This window comes from Klebsiella sp. PL-2018 (assembly GCF_019048985.1).
GTDB lineage: Bacteria > Pseudomonadota > Gammaproteobacteria > Enterobacterales > Enterobacteriaceae > Klebsiella > Klebsiella michiganensis.
The window spans coordinates 4200713-4215731 of record NZ_CP077673.1; the positions used below are offsets into that span (position 1 = coordinate 4200713).

Annotated in this window: 26 protein-coding genes; 3 read left to right on the forward strand and 23 right to left on the reverse strand. The window is 49.5% G+C overall.

What is annotated here, in order from left to right; all coding sequences use genetic code 11:
- Positions 1-30: 30 nt before the first annotated feature.
- From MKleb_RS19545 to MKleb_RS19610, 14 genes are all read right to left on the reverse strand, one after another.
- Positions 31-531, reverse strand: a complete 501-nt coding sequence (locus MKleb_RS19545; protein ID WP_217076765.1) for a DUF1441 family protein — start codon at positions 529-531, stop codon at positions 31-33.
- 196 nt (positions 532-727) lie between these two features.
- A complete protein-coding gene (locus MKleb_RS19550) occupies positions 728-1153 on the reverse strand; it encodes a hypothetical protein (RefSeq protein WP_217076102.1) in 426 nt (141 codons plus the stop codon).
- Between the two features lie 29 nt (positions 1154-1182).
- Complete coding sequence (locus MKleb_RS19555) at positions 1183-1467, reverse strand: Acb2/Tad1 domain-containing protein (protein ID WP_217076104.1); 285 nt, start codon at positions 1465-1467, stop codon at positions 1183-1185.
- 103 nt (positions 1468-1570) lie between these two features.
- Positions 1571-1834, reverse strand: coding sequence for a hypothetical protein (locus MKleb_RS19560; RefSeq protein ID WP_217076106.1), 264 nt, complete (start codon positions 1832-1834; stop codon positions 1571-1573).
- A gap of 77 nt (positions 1835-1911) precedes the next feature.
- Entirely contained in the window at positions 1912-2193 is a 282-nt protein-coding gene (locus MKleb_RS19565) for a hypothetical protein (RefSeq protein ID WP_217076108.1), read from the reverse strand.
- Positions 2168-2482: a hypothetical protein gene (locus MKleb_RS19570; protein ID WP_217076111.1), complete on the reverse strand. Its 315-nt coding sequence runs from the start codon at positions 2480-2482 to the stop codon at positions 2168-2170. The genes MKleb_RS19565 and MKleb_RS19570 overlap by 26 nt, the downstream gene beginning before the upstream one ends.
- 8 nt (positions 2483-2490) lie before the next feature.
- A complete protein-coding gene (locus MKleb_RS19575; protein WP_217076112.1) occupies positions 2491-2982 on the reverse strand; it encodes a DUF2514 domain-containing protein in 492 nt (163 codons plus the stop codon).
- Between the two features lie 221 nt (positions 2983-3203).
- Positions 3204-3422: a hypothetical protein gene (locus MKleb_RS19580; protein ID WP_217076767.1), complete on the reverse strand. Its 219-nt coding sequence runs from the start codon at positions 3420-3422 to the stop codon at positions 3204-3206.
- Positions 3423-3485: 63 nt separating this feature from the next.
- Positions 3486-3728 (reverse strand): hypothetical protein, encoded by a 243-nt coding sequence (locus MKleb_RS19585; protein WP_228740750.1) that lies wholly within the window; start codon positions 3726-3728, stop codon positions 3486-3488.
- A 361-nt stretch (positions 3729-4089) separates the two neighbouring features.
- Positions 4090-4509, reverse strand: coding sequence for a structural protein (locus MKleb_RS19590; protein WP_217076113.1), 420 nt, complete (start codon positions 4507-4509; stop codon positions 4090-4092).
- Positions 4496-4825 (reverse strand): phage holin, lambda family, encoded by a 330-nt coding sequence (locus MKleb_RS19595; RefSeq protein ID WP_217076771.1) that lies wholly within the window; start codon positions 4823-4825, stop codon positions 4496-4498. The genes MKleb_RS19590 and MKleb_RS19595 overlap by 14 nt, the downstream gene beginning before the upstream one ends.
- 784 nt (positions 4826-5609) lie before the next feature.
- A complete protein-coding gene (locus MKleb_RS19600) occupies positions 5610-6140 on the reverse strand; it encodes a KilA-N domain-containing protein (RefSeq protein ID WP_217076114.1) in 531 nt (176 codons plus the stop codon).
- A 598-nt stretch (positions 6141-6738) separates the two neighbouring features.
- Complete coding sequence (locus tag MKleb_RS19605; protein ID WP_217076115.1) at positions 6739-7146, reverse strand: type II toxin-antitoxin system HicB family antitoxin; 408 nt, start codon at positions 7144-7146, stop codon at positions 6739-6741.
- Between the two features lie 47 nt (positions 7147-7193).
- Positions 7194-7370: a type II toxin-antitoxin system HicA family toxin gene (locus MKleb_RS19610; RefSeq protein ID WP_012542177.1), complete on the reverse strand. Its 177-nt coding sequence runs from the start codon at positions 7368-7370 to the stop codon at positions 7194-7196.
- A gap of 422 nt (positions 7371-7792) precedes the next feature.
- Between MKleb_RS19610 and MKleb_RS19615 the strand changes: the two genes are divergently transcribed.
- On the forward strand, positions 7793-8803 hold the full coding sequence (locus MKleb_RS19615) for a hypothetical protein (RefSeq protein ID WP_217076116.1): 1011 nt from the start codon (positions 7793-7795) through the stop codon (positions 8801-8803).
- Positions 8804-8816: 13 nt separating this feature from the next.
- On the opposite strand, the gene MKleb_RS19620 is transcribed toward MKleb_RS19615, so the two are convergent.
- The 8 genes from MKleb_RS19620 to MKleb_RS19655 all read right to left on the reverse strand — a co-directional run bounded on the left by MKleb_RS19620 (position 8817) and on the right by MKleb_RS19655 (position 13535).
- On the reverse strand, positions 8817-9194 hold the full coding sequence (locus MKleb_RS19620) for an antiterminator Q family protein (protein ID WP_217076117.1): 378 nt from the start codon (positions 9192-9194) through the stop codon (positions 8817-8819).
- Positions 9191-9808, reverse strand: a complete 618-nt coding sequence (locus MKleb_RS19625) for a recombination protein NinG (protein WP_217076119.1) — start codon at positions 9806-9808, stop codon at positions 9191-9193. Before MKleb_RS19625 ends, MKleb_RS19620 begins: the two co-directional genes overlap by 4 nt.
- Entirely contained in the window at positions 9805-10227 is a 423-nt protein-coding gene (locus MKleb_RS19630; protein ID WP_217076121.1) for a hypothetical protein, read from the reverse strand. Before MKleb_RS19630 ends, MKleb_RS19625 begins: the two co-directional genes overlap by 4 nt.
- Positions 10224-11186 (reverse strand): helix-turn-helix domain-containing protein, encoded by a 963-nt coding sequence (locus MKleb_RS19635; protein ID WP_217076122.1) that lies wholly within the window; start codon positions 11184-11186, stop codon positions 10224-10226. The genes MKleb_RS19630 and MKleb_RS19635 overlap by 4 nt, the downstream gene beginning before the upstream one ends.
- Entirely contained in the window at positions 11183-12391 is a 1209-nt protein-coding gene (locus tag MKleb_RS30225; protein WP_217076123.1) for a Rha family phage regulatory protein, read from the reverse strand. Before MKleb_RS30225 ends, MKleb_RS19635 begins: the two co-directional genes overlap by 4 nt.
- Positions 12369-12560, reverse strand: a complete 192-nt coding sequence (locus MKleb_RS19645) for a DUF4222 domain-containing protein (RefSeq protein WP_217076124.1) — start codon at positions 12558-12560, stop codon at positions 12369-12371. The genes MKleb_RS30225 and MKleb_RS19645 overlap by 23 nt, the downstream gene beginning before the upstream one ends.
- Positions 12561-12750: 190 nt before the next feature.
- The gene (locus tag MKleb_RS19650; RefSeq protein ID WP_217076125.1) at positions 12751-13296 is read right to left on the reverse strand and encodes a YmfL family putative regulatory protein; all 546 of its coding nucleotides are present in this window, start codon (positions 13294-13296) and stop codon (positions 12751-12753) included.
- Between the two features lie 47 nt (positions 13297-13343).
- Complete coding sequence (locus MKleb_RS19655; RefSeq protein ID WP_217076126.1) at positions 13344-13535, reverse strand: transcriptional regulator; 192 nt, start codon at positions 13533-13535, stop codon at positions 13344-13346.
- Between the two features lie 86 nt (positions 13536-13621).
- On the opposite strand from MKleb_RS19655, the gene MKleb_RS19660 reads away from it, so the two are divergent.
- Positions 13622-14296 carry a LexA family protein gene (locus tag MKleb_RS19660; RefSeq protein ID WP_217076128.1) on the forward strand — a complete coding sequence of 225 codons (675 nt, stop codon included), beginning with the start codon at positions 13622-13624 and terminating at the stop codon, positions 14294-14296.
- 147 nt (positions 14297-14443) lie between these two features.
- Positions 14444-14758: a hypothetical protein gene (locus tag MKleb_RS19665; protein ID WP_217076129.1), complete on the forward strand. Its 315-nt coding sequence runs from the start codon at positions 14444-14446 to the stop codon at positions 14756-14758.
- Here MKleb_RS19665 and MKleb_RS19670 read toward each other — a convergent pair.
- Positions 14710-14967, reverse strand: coding sequence for a hypothetical protein (locus MKleb_RS19670; protein WP_217076132.1), 258 nt, complete (start codon positions 14965-14967; stop codon positions 14710-14712). The two genes, MKleb_RS19665 and MKleb_RS19670, sit on opposite strands and share 49 nt — an antisense overlap.
- Between the last annotated feature and the right edge of the window lie 52 nt (positions 14968-15019).

Genomic DNA, 15019 nt, shown 5'->3' on the forward strand with positions numbered 1-15019 from the left:
GTTCCTGCGTCGCCTCTTAAACCGCCTCAATTACCCCTCCTCGGTTTCGTCGTCCTCCTCTTCTTCTTCGGGATCTGCATCCCGTATTTTGTCAGCCATCACATCCCGCAAATCGTCGATCACTTCCTGCACCCTGGCGACGGCTTCGGGCGAAAGAGCGCAATCTCGCTCTAACACATCGGGTAATGTTTCCAGCTCCATCACCACGGCCTTAACAATGGCGGCAAAGTTGGCTACCACCTCATCAACCGGGATAAGTTCACCCTGTTCCCGCTCCAGCTTCACTTTTAATAACTCAGCGTTGTAGTGGGCCTGCCGCTCACTCGGCTTCATCTTCTCCACGTCTACCGGCTCGGCGTTGTCGAGGAATTCACACAAGATATCTTTCAGGTAATAGAGTTTTTTTTGCTTGTTACTGCCCGGGGCAAGCGGTACCCCTTTAAGCCGCGCAGCCAGCGTGGTGCGATGTACGCCGGTAATCCCGGCGATCTGCGAGATGTTGAGCCGCGCGTGGGTAATTTCCTTGTCCATGTTGTCGAACACTTATTAATCAATTGTGCAACTAAAAGAAATAATATCCCAAAATATCAAAATGATAGTCGGTTGTTGTTGACAGCCCAAAAAACCAAAAACCAGCCGTTTCCCGCGAGCACGCCGCCCCGTGTCGAGGCCCCCCGCCGGGAGTACCTTTTGAGTTGACGCTGGCGGCGCTCACTGGTGGCCCTGATTACGCGCTGGCGGGGCTGTCGGCGTTCAGGACACTATCCGGCAGGTGTGAACCCAGCTCAGCCGCTGCGAATATCTCCAGCCCATTTGAGCTCATCCATGTATTTTCCGGCGAGACGTTTTCCATAAAGAACTCCAGCGATTCATTAACCAGCGCTTTCGCCAGCGTCTCTGTGTTGGAGCGCCAGTGGTTCTCAATGGCACTCAGTAGTGGATCGGAACCGCTTGAGATGCTCTGAGCGCCTACCTGATAGGTTTTTTTGTTACCTGTAGACGTGCGACAAATCAGTTCAGAGCTCTGCACGACGTTGCTTTGATCGGCTGCTTCTTTCACCTGAACAGTTACCAGAGCCAGCTTATCGCCAGTCTCGGCGTCTTTGGTACTGCGGTAGTACATCGCGAGCACCAATTCATCACGTTTAAACATGTTTTCTTATCCTTCTAATCAGTTAACGGTTAACAATCGGCATCAGGCCGTGCAACGGCGCGACACGCCCACATGCAAGCCTCTTGCATTTTTGTGCGGGCGATGGCCAGACAGCGCAAAGACTCGTTACAAGCTGCTTCGTCAACGCTTCCAGCCACTACAGCTTGCGAGTGCATATGAGAGCGCTCAATGTCCAGCTTTTCGCAGAAATCGCGGCTCAGTTCTTTCAGGTCGTTCATTTGCGCGATATCGTCAGCGGTCAACGTGCGATAGCCTTTAATGGTTCCGCCGTCTTGTGGCTTTGCTTTATTCATCTTTTCACCAGGAATATACGTAAGGCGGGAGCCTGAGATACGCTGAACTCAGGCGATTAGATGTGGCCCCGTTGAGGGTCACGGAATTATTATGGTTGTGTTGTTACCGGCGTTTAGGATAGCGCGGGCGCTTGCTGCGGCGCTGCGGTTGCTGATGGTCGCTATCGGCGTGGATCACTTCACCGGTCACCTCGCGCGGTTCGTCTTCAGGAGCGGCGATTTTGTAGCCCTGAGTAACGTTAATCACCGGCAGCTCGCCCAGCTCATGCTTAAAGGAAATACCCTGCACGTTATCCAGCAATGACATCCCGTTTAGGTCGAGAGCCACCAACTCACCATTCACATATTCAATTTTGAAATCTTTCATAGGGTTCCTCTCCAAAGAGCGCAGACGCTCCTTTGAGTAAATGTGTATTAATTAATAAGGGGATAAATCAGAAGGGGTTACTTGAACATCTTCACGGCGCGCCTAACCCCGCGAACAACGCTATTACGCAGACAGGCGATATCTATTTTCTGGTGATGTGCTTGCGAGGTATCATTTGATTTATCCAACGCTTCAGCTACAGCTCCACCAGCGCTCACCGTACCATTTGAGATCCGGGCATCTCTCAACACCACCCAACCTTCACTACTACCGCGAAAAGCAGCTACCAACACCTCTAAGCGAGCAACGCGCCGCCTTAAAGCTCTTGTTGATTTAGCCTGGCGTTTTTTCTTTGCCATCCTGACCCCCTTCAATCTGGTTATCTTCAAACGTGGCCAGCTTGATAACTGACACCACAGATTTAGCCCATTCGGCGGCGCGCTGCTCATACTCGCCAAAGGTTGAATCCCGGCGATAGTCCTCATGGTAGTTAGCCACCAGCTCTCCGCGCTTCTCTCCGGCATCATCCGTAATGATGATATCGACCCGGCCCCCAACCTCAGTTACAGCATGGAGCGGCCCCGGCCATTCGCCCTCTAAGCGCTCACGCTTATAACGCGGAGGGGATACCACAATTGCAATCTTCACAATCACCTCTATTTTTCATTTCCCAACGATGAATAAATCCGCTCGCATGTCAGCCCGGCCCGGTAGCGCTCATCAGCGATTCCAGCAAGTTTTTCAGCTTCTCCTGCAATCTCTCCGAGCACGTAGGCGAGCATTCCGGCGGGGGTTGTGTCTGCTTTGCTTCCTGCGGTAGCGGCAAGATTTGCGGTTTCTCTTGCTGCGTCCAGACGGGTAGCGAGCTTTTTGGCTTGTTGCTGCAGCTGCTGCACAGTGCCAGAAAGCAAATCAGCATTAAGGCGCGCGGCCCTCTCTTTCTCTTTTGCATCAATTACAGCCTCATCACGTGCAATCAGTCGGCCCTGCTCAATCAGCCGGTTACCGTGCTCAGCAATGGCCAGCGCGGTAGCATCTGCGGCATCACGTTTAAACCATTTCGATTGCCACTCTGTGTCTTTCCACATAGCAACAGCGGCAAACCCACCAGCGATAAGCAAAGCAACGAGCAATCCTTCAGCTTTCATCGTCACGGCTCCTCCCGATACGTTGCAAACCTGCGCTTTGAGATGAACCATTTGCCGCAATAGAAATCTGCCCATCGAAGCTCGGCAGCACTAACTGACTTCCTCAAAGGCTCAAATCAAAGTGGTAGGTTCGGTGTGGTTAGGTGCGCATTGCGGCGCGCGGTGAAATTCAGATGTAAAAAAGCCCCGCGAGTGCGAGGCTGGATTATTCGTTTAGCGGCTTACTTCCGGCTTTTTTCAAAAATAAAATCATCAGAACCGAGAAGATGCGAACCGTATACCGCCTCATATTCGTCGCCTGACAGAAGTGCTTTTGTTTCCGCGATATCCTTCGTTGCATACAAGCCAACCAGATGCCATGGGTTGAGACGGATCGTTGCCCAGCCCATCACCCACCCCGGATTATCCGGGTCGCGTTTTAATCCCTTAGCTACATACATACCTTTCTCCATCGGGGAACCCGGAGACCATGCTATGCATTTATGTGGCTAAAATAAAGATAATCAATTCAGTGAGGCCGTTATTGTAAGGCCGGGCAAATCATGGCGATTATGCTCAACTGTCAGAACAGAATCAGAGGCGTCAACCTCGTAGGTTCTGGTATAAGGACCAGATATCTTGCCTGTCAGGAAATCGGAAATCAGCACCGAGCCATTCTGTCGAACTTTAAATGCTAACTGCGCCCCACATACAGCGCCATCCACCCGCTCTGCCAGATTTGTAATGGTGACTTGTATTTTTCTCATTTATGACCTCACGCAAAATATTTGAAACCGCTACGTAATATCGCCGGAAACAAATGTGCAGAATTTTGTTTTATTCAGCCAGCGGGATTATCCTCACTTTTCAGTAAATCATGCTGAAAGCTGCACGAGCCGGGCAACCAATGACCGCAGTAAATAGCACAGCCAGCGAAGGGTGGACCTCAATATCTGTTTTAATCGCCTTACCACCACCTGACAGCGCTTATCAGTTGGGCTATACCATAAAGTGCCAGGCATAACGCTGCAGACTTAATAACCCAGGCAGTAGCAATACCAATCTCCCTGGTGGCAGGGGCCTCCAGTTCAAGGCCATTTTTCATCGTTAACCTCAACAAATTTTGCATCAGCCAGTCAGACCAACGGCCCGGGTAAACACATCAAAGCCATAAGGCTGGCTACCGTTCTCATGCTGAATGATGGCCTGTAAGAGCTTCATCATGAACCGGTTGTCGCTGGTATCTATGCGCTGGTCGGGGGTAACGCCCGTCGCCTGAGCCACGCTGTTGATATACGCCTGTGTGTTGTTCTCGTTCGGCGGTGCCCAGCGTTTGATGATACCGCTCACAGTGTTCAGGCCATGCTTACGCTGATAGTTGCGCAGGATGATAATCATCGCCCGGATGCCGTAGTCCGGTGACGTAAACTGGCAGAAAGATTTATCTGTACGCTGTGCTTTTGGCATCAGCCCTTTCCAGTCATCCCCCCAGCGGATATTGCCGGGGTTGTTGTTGCGGATACCGCGGGAAACATTACCGGTTGTCATCGTTCACTCCTGCTCTTTTTTTTAGTGCGCTGATGGCGATTTCACGCAGCTTGTCCACGCCAACAAATCCAATCACGCCGCCAACAAATGGCGATATCGACACAGGCAGACCAACAACATCCAGTGCACTGGTTATGCATAAAGAAAGAGCGCCGCAAAGGACGCCCTCAAGCCATTTATTCTTGCGTGTCGCACCGTCATATATCAGACGACCATAGGCGATAAGCCCGGCCATTGACGCCCCCAGAATCTGGGGCCACGCGCTTTTTAGCCCGGTAGCTACCGCAGCCCAGAATTCTGGGTTCTTTTCGTTCATACTCATGAGCCTCGCCTCCGCTGCTCACGGGGTCGTCGAGTGAGTTAAGATGTGCCGCCAGATGGATTTACGACAAAGCTCAAAGTGAGTGACGTTCTGGCGGCACAAATGAAAAAGGCCACGCGGATGCATGACCTCTAAAATGATGATATTTACAACTCAGGGGATAGCGGCTATTATTCGCGCGCTGGAAATTGCCAGGAGGGCATCAGCAATTCTTGTAGATTATTGTTGCATTTAAGCTCACTTCCCGAAAGTGGGCTTTTTTTTGGTTAAAGAAAAGGCCCACCAGCAAGTGAGCCTTTATTTCCATATCAGGTGTGGTGCCGGGTGCCTCCCGGTGAGTAACAGCTCAGCACCTGTTACCCGCAAAGTTAACCTCTCCGCCCAACAATTGAACTTGCCGAGTTGCCCCGCCGCACAGGGGGATTCACCACAAGATTAATGAGATTACTGACCCTTGTTTAAACGGAAGTCAAACATCTCATTATTTTCTCTCGTCACCCCAGCAGGTAATCGTAATAGAGCCACAATTCAAACAGCGCATGGAAGTTCATGGTCACCCCAAGCAGAAAACATGCCAGCAAAAGCAACCACAAGCTCAGTCGTTCCATCAAACCTCACCAGAAAAGCACGCGTCAATTACAGTAATGCATGCTGAGCACGACACCTCAACGCGATCAGTAGCTCCAATAGTCTGAACAGACTAATTCAGCGTTAATAAATCAACAATAAACGGGTTATTAACTATCGCCTCCAATCTAAATCTGACCCACCAGCCAATTTACGCTACACCCGGCAAATACAATTGCACTTCGTCGGCAGCTCGATCCCGAACTGTGTGAAGCAACCTCTTACGACCACCAACGCCCCATTTCGCCATCTGGCTCGCACACTGGCTGATCGCCTTAGTTTCGGTATTGATGAGATGGTCGATTTTGTTCAGTCGGGACATAGCACCAATTCCCATGCGGACAACAGTGCGAAATACTTCATACACCTCGATTTCAAACTCAGGCTTGATCCAGGCCGCGTACCGTATGGCTAACAACTCAGCCGCCCATACGCCTTTATCATCCCCACCATTTACAACCTTAAGTGATTGTTTTTGTTCCAGACGACTTTTTTGTCCTCTGGAGTCAAGCGCCGTAACAAAGCGTTTAATGCTGGCACTTCGGATAAATTTGTTGGGCCGCTGAGATTCTGTCGCCTCTCCTTTAGCTACTGCGGCTGCGTGGAGATCATTGAGGCTGTAACGACCTTCTCCATCTACACGAACAGAAACGCCGTTTACTGATACGGTTGGATATTTCATAGCTATTTGCCTATAGAAAGTGAGCCTGTCACACAGAGATAGCTGTCCTGGAGTGCAACTAACTCTCAGGCTCGCTTTCTGTAGGCTCCAGGATTAAAACGTGCGCGTGTGAAACGCAGAGGGTTTACTGCAGATACAAAAATGAAGAGGCTGTTTGATTCCCATTTTTGCAGCAAGGCGTATTGAGATTGAGGATTTACATCGCGGCGAAAAAACGGCAACTTCCGCATTGAGTGCGCCAGGACGCAACACTTGTACGACTGGTTAACGTAATCCCGCCCACGTCTATCCGTGGGCTTTTTTTGGCTAAAGAAAAGGCCCACCAGCAGGTGAGCCTTTATTCTTATATCAGTTGTGGTGCCGGGTGCCTCCCGGTGAACCGCCGCCAGCCAATGGACGGTTCGCATTTCAAGCGCATTACATAAGACTGGCAATGCCCCGCCGCACAGGGGGATTCACCACGCCAGAAATATATCGTTTGTCTTCAAAGCTTGTCAACCATCGCGCCGGGAATCCCCCCTCCCCGCACCATCAGTCTGGAAGGCTAAGATAAAAAAGGCCACCAACACGGCGACCTTTTGATTAGGAGATATGATGATTAACGGACGACAATTTCCATACTCTGTCCCAGCGCTGATAGCGCTTTTTGAATCGTATCAATTTTGGTGCTGTGACCAAGCGATACAATGCGCTGTACTTCCTGTGGGCGCGTGTTAATCATACGGGCGAGTTCAGCATTGCTGGTATTGGTGTTGACCAGACGGTTTAGCAGTAATACTTTCGCTGCCACGCTGGACGGAACCTCAACAAATGCCTCTCCTTCATCTGATGGAGCGGGAATTTCCCGACGTTCATCGAAGTAGAAATCAAACGCCGTAACAAGGGCATCTTGCGCCATTTCTAGCGCCTCTTCCCTGGTCTCTCCTCCCGTCATTGCCTCTGGGATATCGGGAAAGAATACCGCCCAGCCGGTTTCGTCATGTTCAAAAATTAGCGGGTACCGCATATCGATTAAGTGAATCTCCGCAAGTACCAGCCCCGGAGGGCTGGATTTTATTTGATGCCGAGTTGCTTAAGAATTGCTTTCCTCAGCGGTTCCGGTATTTCCTTCCCCGGATGTCTCGGCATTACCGTTTGCTTGCCATTGAGATAGATTTTCAGGTGGTTAGTACCATCTTTAAACTCTGCCCCTTGAGCTGCAAGCCAACGCCTTAACTCGCTTTGCTTCACTTCCTCCTCCTGTCTGTTTAACTTGAGTTAATTGTACTCATTTTTGTTTACACAATCAAGTAAAAGAATAAACATTTTTGTTTTCATTAATGGAAGGAAAAGCAATTGCAGACATGTCTCCACTGCGGTGGCTGAAGCAAATCCATAATTCGACATACGGCGATATGACAGGGGTACTGATGCAATGCATCTCGCGAATACCCCTGTCGGATCGCCGGAAAGCAAAAACCCCGCCGAGGCAGGGTTTTGATGGTTAAGCTGTGTGTCGAAGTGACCACTCTTAACACACTATACGAGAAAATGCGGACCGCGTTAGTGATTTTTGACGAGTTTTGCTTTATTTTTCCTACACACAGCAAAATAAGAAAGCAGTTCTTGTCTAATTACACAGTTAATGCGGGGCTTAGAATGAGGGATTATCTTTGGGTGACATACAGTATGATGTAGAGTCCGAGCAGCAAGCGTTTGAATTGCTCGAACGTTATCTGAATGGACAAGGCCTACCAGGAAAAATTACTTTCAATGGCTGGCCTAACCTCACCATCAGGCTAACCGGTGATAAGTTCAACAAGTCACTCACCCCCTCAGTAATGAAGGGATTCGTTGAGATGCAATCGCAGATAAACAAGTCTTATGCGCTTGCTAAATACGGCACTCCAGATGTTCGCAGGCTAACTAAAGAAGAGCTTGATGCTCTAGAAATTGAAGTTACAGTAGAGCAAGGTTCGTCACTTGTTGAGATCAACATTGATGGATTCCTGAGCAAGCTTACGCACGAATTGGTAGGAAAAATGAACGCCACAGAGATTGTATTCACAGTTCTCGGTGCTGCCGTCATATGGGGCGGTGTAACCGTCTTTAAACGCTTTTTAGATAACCGTAAAGATACTCGCCTCGCGGAGATTGCTAAAGAAGGCGATATAGAACACCTGCGTGCAATGCAGGTGATGACTCAAGAAGAAACGAAACGCCTTCAGATCATCTCTGAAATGGTGGCCCAAAAGCCTCTTCTCGACAACATGGATCGTATGTCTTATGACGCTAAGACAACCATGGTTAAGTCATTCGTACGCTCAGATACCGCTGAAATTGATGGTGTAACCATCGATTCTGAAACTGCAAAAGAACTGGTCACAAATGCACGTCGCCGCTCTGTCGAAATACGTATAGACGGTATCTACCGCATAGAGGAAGTGAATAACACTGACCCAGAGTGTTTCAAAGTTAAGGTTCGTAGAGTCGATTCTGACCAGCGACTGACTTGCGTAGTGCAGGACATTTTCCTCGACGAGTCGGGAAACAAAGAAGCTCTCCAACAAGCAGAATGGGAAAGAAAACCTGTTCATTTAAGTATTAATGCAAAACATGTTGAAGGAGATATCAAGTCAGCTGTGATTTTGTATGTCAAAGATGTTGATAATAAGCCCGAATAGTCGGGCTTTTGCTTCACGATTTTACTTCGACATCCATCTCTAAGGCCACATCCAGCATGCTAAGGCAGCCGTCAATAAATCCTTCTGCCATCTGGATCTCAATGCGTATAAGCTTTTCATCCTTCTTTCGCGCTTTCGCAATTTTCCGCTTTGATATGCCATAGAGATAATGCACAACTAAGAGCGAATGCTCATAGGGCCTACGCTTTTGCAGCCGAGCTAAGCATCCCTCGATAATCAGGGCATCATCATCAGTGCATGAAAGACGATTTTTACTTGTTTGTGGAAGAAGCTCTTTGAATCCAGCGGCGACAGGAGGCCAGTATACATCCTCATGATTACTCGCCGCCCAAGCTCCCCAACGCTCCAGTACTTGCCGGATATCTCTCATGCAGCCCTCTGCTTTTTCAGTTCGCGGGTTTTACGGCGGTATGCCACCGCTATTTCTTCAAGGTCTTCTTTGCTGTAGTGCTTCGCTTCGTGCGGCCCTTCCAGCCAGTCCACCAGCTCAATCCCATACCACTCGATTAACGTTTCTCTGTAGCGGGCGTGCACAGTGGCGTTCTTCGCTGCGAATCGTCCTGAACCACCGTTACAGGCTTTGCACTGCCTGTAGGCGTTCTTTTCTTCGAACCGTAGCTCAGGGCGAGCCCCTACCCCCATGAAATGACCACAGTCCCACTGACCGCCAAATATCTTGGGTGGATTGTATGTGCCGCAGGACGGGCAAGGTTTCCCTTCGTCACGCTCCCGGATGAATGCGTTAAACGCCTCCTGCGCCTTTCGGACAAAGTAACCACGTGGTTGTAGTTCCTTCCTGCGGATTTTCAGCTTCGACTTACGCTCTGCCTCCGCTTTTTTCGCTTTCAGCGCCCGGTTGTGCGCTATTGCACAAACCGGACCACAGACTTTTTGCAGGTTGCGGGTCGGTGTGAATACCACTTCGCACTGAGGGCGGGTCTTCGGCTTGTACACCTTCACTTTTGGTTTCGCTGGTTTCTTCACTGGTCGTCCTTGATGCGCCGGGCGGTGAGTTCACTGGCTTTACGAAGCGACGCGTTTTTCAGGTTCACGTAACGCTCACGTTCGTTTTCAGCGCAGTTGCTGTCGCACAGCTGCTGCCAGACCATTGCCGCTCTGCGGTAAAAACGTTTTTCCTGCAGGCTGATGGCTTTGGCCTCCAGTGCAAGAATCTCTCTCCGTACACCACCGGGAATACAATCCCCCGCCGCTGCTGCACCTGTCTCGAAGTAGGCAAACCCGCCCGGTACAGCAACGCTGGACAATTTGCCTTCGCAGTACAGCCGACGAATCGCAGTCCTCAGCGTTACCGGGTTAATCTCCGGTAGCGCCGACCTGATATCACGCACCATCACGCCGGGGTTTTTGCTCACCACCTGAAGCACCAACTGTCCAACATTCATCCCCTGAACCCCGCTGGTATTTCTGAATAATCAACACTGGCGTATGTCGGTTTGAATGCCCGGTCGTCTCTCGCTGAACCAGCCCCCAGCGAGGGCGAAAGTTTGAGTGACAGTTCATCCCATTTTTCCCGCAGTTTCGACGGACTGAGGATGTTCCGGCACCAGAATGCGTCCCGGTTAGCGCGTTTGAACAGCGAGCAAATCTGTTTATGCGTCCGTCCATCCTGAACGACCATCAGGCGTACCTCGTTTGCCCAGGTTATCCAGTTTGGTTCTTTCGGTCTAACAACCTCTTCGTCGCTTTCAGCCGCCAGTTCGTACATCGCAATGATTTTTGACCAGATAAACTCGGCGCAGGTTAAATCCGCCTGGCTACCCCACTGGCGTTTTGCAGCGCTGTACACAAACGCTTCAGGGTGACGCGAAGAAAAATCATCTGATTGCTCGCCGCCGTCTGGTTGCGGAGCGACCGGACGAGAAGGTTTTTTATCTGATGGATCTGGTTTTGAATTTACTGACGGATCGGGTCCAGATTCTGGACTGTGAGAACCGCGTTTTTTCACCTTTTCCGAACGTTCAGATTTTGAACGTACAGAAGCTGAACGTTCAGAAGTTGAACATTCAGAATCTGTACGTTCAGATTCTGGACTGTCAGAATAATAACGAGAAGCGGCTTTTCTCAGCCTGGCGATATTGAGTGTATAAAGATTGCTGGTATTCCGCTGCCCATTACGGCGTTCCTTTTTCGTTAACCACCCATCCCTTTCAAGCTCACCTATCAGTGTAATAACGGTACTGCGTCCGGCCCCGGTCTGACGGGAAATCGTGTCAATTCCAGGGTAGCTAACTCCCTCATCATTCGAGAAATCGGCAAGGCGAGCCATGATTAGTAACTTGTTGCCTTTAATGCCTTCTGCTGCGCAACCGTCCCAGATGTACGATGATACTTTGACGCTCATTTTGTCGCCTCCTTGCGGTTAGCATTCAGCGAGCGATCCACCAGCCCGGCAACAAACACCGCATCGTTCACGTAATCGTAGAGCGAAACGGCTAACGGAGATTCCGATGCCACCAGCATTGGATATAACTGGCTCAGCCATACTCGGTGTATTTCTGACATGTAGAGATAAGCTACGTGAGCATTGTGGGCTGCGGTGGTATCAGCAGGGCCGTTGACTGCAGGAGCGTTGAGCTTTCTTTCCATCTCGTTAAAAGCCGAAATGTAAGCCTCTTTGAAACGAGCTGCTCGTTTACCTGTAAAGCCCATTGCCAGAAATGCAAAACCATCGCGGGTGATTTGGTAGCAGGGAAGTTTGCGCCCCGATACATCGGTGTAATCACTGAGCGAAAAATTTCGCTCAGTGAATTCAGGGGAGCATTCTAGCCGAGAGATTTTAGCCAAAATGTCTTTATGGGGTTTTCGAAAGTAGCACGCTACAGATAGTGAAGTTGTTACAACCTTACCTGAAACAACGCCAAGTTGGGGTTGATATACTGCTGGGGTAGTAGCCATTGCGGCAGCCTCTTGAGTGATTTGAACATAATCACCACAAATTGCTGCTAAACAACTGGTGGCGACCTGGGCAGGGTTAGCAGACCGGACACTCAAGAACCCGGCGAACCTTTCGGTTCCCCCACTCAGGCCACCATAATTCGAATGTGACTGAGCATTACACACAAAAAAACCGCGGGCGCGGTTGTGCGCTTGAGATGATTCCAGGCTGCTAAACCCGGTTGCTGGATTTACAGCAACACCGCGAATATAACCCGGAATACCCGAAAGACGCAATAATCGAAGATAATCAGAAAGAGATGTTGTGACGGTAGAGCAGTGTTTAGATTGAGAAAGGGTTGGGATCGAAGCCATGATGGCAACCTCTGTGTTGAGTTTAAATAACTCACCACCAGAGACGCCAATCTCAAGGGTGGCGAGACGTGCAGGGTTGGCGTAACCGGTCAACACAGAACCCGGCGCATCTTGCGATGCCCCTGCACGCCCCACCATAATTTGGGTGTAGCAATGCAATGTGCACAAAAAAACCGCGAGAGCGCGGTTGTGCGCTGTGTATGATTCCGGGACGCCAATCCCGGCAGCGGGATTTACCGCTGCAAGGACAGTGTAACGCCCGAAATTGCTGGAATCAATCTTTACTGGAGTGCTCATGTTCACCCTCTATTTTCCTGAACTTTCTTCTGAACTGGTCGATTGGGCTGAAACACTCTGGCCCGTAGTTCTCACGAAGGTATATAACGCGCCGGGTGTCCGGTTCCCAACGGATAACGTGGACACTAATCCCCCGGTAATCTTTGTACCAACGGCTAAGTTCGCGCATACGCCCTCCGCCTGACCGTTAAAATCACCTTCCACCCAATGAGCAAACTCCTCATTTACCGGCTCAAAGTCGTTCGCCACTCTGACTCCATACACAAACGGCGATGGCCCTTTACCGCCGGATACTGGCCGCTCAAATAGTTGCGAACGACGATATTCTGTTGCTAAGATATTCATGCGTTTATTACCTCCTAAATAATCGGCGCAACTGACGCTTCGAGCTGCAGACTCGGAGCGTCAACCTCTCTTCCAGCCATTACAAACATGTCTACTGCGTGATCCGCTACACCAACCCCATACAGCGCCAGAAAACCCAAAAACCCATGTATCTGATGCCGAAGTGTTTTATTAAACAAATTCGACAACGTTTTATGCTCTCTGTGGTCAATAACCCCGTCCGCTTCCGCTGCTATCTTTGCGCTCGCCAACTGCCCCGCAGCAACCAGTGCCTTCATCTCAATGTCGTACAAATCAACCTTGTCAATGCTGCCCGGCTTCGGTATGTCCACCAGCAACTTTCCCTTTCTGTTTGCCTGGTATTCAGTGAAGTAAGACGTTCCTGAAAGGTCTTCCATTCGCTCCAGCTCTGCGTGGGTAAAAAACCTACTGCCACACCTCTGGTACAGATGGTTGTTGAACACGTCGAACGTCATCCCCAAATCACCGGCCATGCCTTGACGGCCTCGCTTATGCGCCTTACACATAAGGCTGACCGCCGTGTTTATGCTATCTACCATTTTGTTTTTCCTTTGGTAGTTACGTTCTTAGCCCTGATGGGGCATGATTAATAAATGTCAGGTCTCATTACCGATTTAGTGATGACACCTCCAGTTGCACTTTCAATTTTTTTTGCTAGACCAAAACCCGCTTTTTTATACCCGTTGAAAACTAAGCGAAGATATCCGGGTGTAGTACCGACGCACGATGCAAGCGCCTGCTGCTCTTGTTTGGAAAGTGCATCCCAATACTTTTTCATAAAGTACCCCCTTGGTACATATTACATCATTCCAATGAACCCGCAAGGCACTTGTCCCATGTTGGTACAACCTCTTTAATAGAAACATGAAAACTATCCAGCAAATCAGGCGTGATAACGCGAGAAAACTAAGGGATGGCGTAGGCGGAAATTCTTTTTTCGCCACAATGATCGACCGTGAACCAACTCAAACTAGCCGGTTTATGGGAGATAACCCTACAAAAGGCATTGGTGATGCGATGGCCCGCCATATTGAAAAATGTTTTGACCTGCCTGAAGGCTGGTTGGATAGCCAGCACCAGACAACTAACATTTCAAAGAATCCTGATGTTTGCGACACGCAAAGAACTATTTCAAAAGTGCCTGTTATCTCATGGGTGCAGGCAGGTGCGTGGACAGAGATGGCATATGTAGATAATGATATGAGGTTCACCGAAAGATACCCATGCCCCGTACCTTGCGGTCCCATGACGTACATACTCAGGGTTATTGGAGAGTCGATGATTGATGAGTACCGCCCAGGTGATATGATTTTTGTAGACCCAGAAATATCTGCCACTCACGGTGACGATGTTATAGCGCTGATGCATGAAACTGGAGAAACGACATTCAAACGTTTGATTGAAGATGGCGGGCAGCGATATCTTAAAGCATTAAACACAAACTGGCCTGACCCCTATATAAAGATCAATGGCAATTGCTCCATCATTGGCACGGTCATCTTTTCAGGAAAGCCGCGAAGGTACTGTGCTAAGGTATGAATGAAAAAGACCTGCTTCGGCAGGTTTTTTTATACTTGACATTGTACCATGTAGGTACATAATGAACCTATCAAAAGCGAAACGCTAGTACGCCGCTAAATTGCCGCCAGTGGCGTATCTATGGCCGGAAAAATCGAGAGGTGTTGGATGAATAGCCCCAAAGCTACAGCCAGAGGCGACTATATTTGCGTTAAAGGGTTCTGGGAAGAGATCCTCAGAATTGCTGAATTGAACGTTATCGCAGCCAAGCAAGGTGGGCCGGATGATGCTTTATTGATCGAGTGGCACAAAGAGAGTATTAACGCGCTTTCTTTACGTATTGTTCAGGCTAAAACACAGTGTGCTGTACGTTTAACAACCGGCGACTGGCTCTCCGGTTTTGAGCGGGCGGTTGATCGCCCTGCACAAAGCGTTCAGTCTTCCAGTTCCAGTGAACGCTCAGGAAGCAAATCTTGTAAATAGAAGTCATACAAAGTTTGAGTTAAATCTGGATACCGATGAGGATTTATCTCTTCTTTCAATCTGTCCAGTTCCAAATCTGCAAGAATGCGAAGAAGGGCAGCATTGTCAGAGGGTGAAAGACTCTTGACAATCAATCTGACCATCAACTCCAGAGCTGCAAGCCTGTTGTCCAGGTTGGCTTTATCGAATGGTGGTTTATTGATAGACATAATATTTACCCTCCACGGGCGTTTTCTTGATGGGGTTTTCCACGTGTGAGGT

What these genes read in the sequence shown, in the direction of transcription:
- MKleb_RS19605 (WP_217076115.1), bottom strand. Translation starts at nt 7,146, where the DNA reads ATGCGGTACCCGCTAATTTTTGAACATGACGAAACCGGCTGGGCGGTA.
- MKleb_RS19665 (WP_217076129.1), top strand. Translation starts at nt 14,444, where the DNA reads ATGAATAGCCCCAAAGCTACAGCCAGAGGCGACTATATTTGCGTTAAA.
- MKleb_RS19580 (WP_217076767.1), bottom strand. Translation starts at nt 3,422, where the DNA reads ATGTATGTAGCTAAGGGATTAAAACGCGACCCGGATAATCCGGGGTGG.
- MKleb_RS19585 (WP_228740750.1), bottom strand. Translation starts at nt 3,728, where the DNA reads ATGAGAAAAATACAAGTCACCATTACAAATCTGGCAGAGCGGGTGGAT.
- MKleb_RS19560 (WP_217076106.1), bottom strand. Translation starts at nt 1,834, where the DNA reads ATGAAAGATTTCAAAATTGAATATGTGAATGGTGAGTTGGTGGCTCTC.
- MKleb_RS19645 (WP_217076124.1), bottom strand. Translation starts at nt 12,560, where the DNA reads ATGCGCGAACTTAGCCGTTGGTACAAAGATTACCGGGGGATTAGTGTC.
- MKleb_RS19565 (WP_217076108.1), bottom strand. Translation starts at nt 2,193, where the DNA reads ATGGCAAAGAAAAAACGCCAGGCTAAATCAACAAGAGCTTTAAGGCGG.
- MKleb_RS19660 (WP_217076128.1), top strand. Translation starts at nt 13,622, where the DNA reads ATGAAAACTATCCAGCAAATCAGGCGTGATAACGCGAGAAAACTAAGG.
- MKleb_RS30225 (WP_217076123.1), bottom strand. Translation starts at nt 12,391, where the DNA reads ATGAGCACTCCAGTAAAGATTGATTCCAGCAATTTCGGGCGTTACACT.
- MKleb_RS19595 (WP_217076771.1), bottom strand. Translation starts at nt 4,825, where the DNA reads ATGAACGAAAAGAACCCAGAATTCTGGGCTGCGGTAGCTACCGGGCTA.
- MKleb_RS19555 (WP_217076104.1), bottom strand. Translation starts at nt 1,467, where the DNA reads ATGAATAAAGCAAAGCCACAAGACGGCGGAACCATTAAAGGCTATCGC.
- MKleb_RS19575 (WP_217076112.1), bottom strand. Translation starts at nt 2,982, where the DNA reads ATGAAAGCTGAAGGATTGCTCGTTGCTTTGCTTATCGCTGGTGGGTTT.
- MKleb_RS19600 (WP_217076114.1), bottom strand. Translation starts at nt 6,140, where the DNA reads ATGAAATATCCAACCGTATCAGTAAACGGCGTTTCTGTTCGTGTAGAT.
- MKleb_RS19655 (WP_217076126.1), bottom strand. Translation starts at nt 13,535, where the DNA reads ATGAAAAAGTATTGGGATGCACTTTCCAAACAAGAGCAGCAGGCGCTT.
- MKleb_RS19635 (WP_217076122.1), bottom strand. Translation starts at nt 11,186, where the DNA reads ATGAGCGTCAAAGTATCATCGTACATCTGGGACGGTTGCGCAGCAGAA.
- MKleb_RS19630 (WP_217076121.1), bottom strand. Translation starts at nt 10,227, where the DNA reads ATGAATGTTGGACAGTTGGTGCTTCAGGTGGTGAGCAAAAACCCCGGC.
- MKleb_RS19670 (WP_217076132.1), bottom strand. Translation starts at nt 14,967, where the DNA reads ATGTCTATCAATAAACCACCATTCGATAAAGCCAACCTGGACAACAGG.
- MKleb_RS19550 (WP_217076102.1), bottom strand. Translation starts at nt 1,153, where the DNA reads ATGTTTAAACGTGATGAATTGGTGCTCGCGATGTACTACCGCAGTACC.
- MKleb_RS19590 (WP_217076113.1), bottom strand. Translation starts at nt 4,509, where the DNA reads ATGACAACCGGTAATGTTTCCCGCGGTATCCGCAACAACAACCCCGGC.
- MKleb_RS19545 (WP_217076765.1), bottom strand. Translation starts at nt 531, where the DNA reads ATGGACAAGGAAATTACCCACGCGCGGCTCAACATCTCGCAGATCGCC.
- MKleb_RS19650 (WP_217076125.1), bottom strand. Translation starts at nt 13,296, where the DNA reads ATGGTAGATAGCATAAACACGGCGGTCAGCCTTATGTGTAAGGCGCAT.
- MKleb_RS19620 (WP_217076117.1), bottom strand. Translation starts at nt 9,194, where the DNA reads ATGAGAGATATCCGGCAAGTACTGGAGCGTTGGGGAGCTTGGGCGGCG.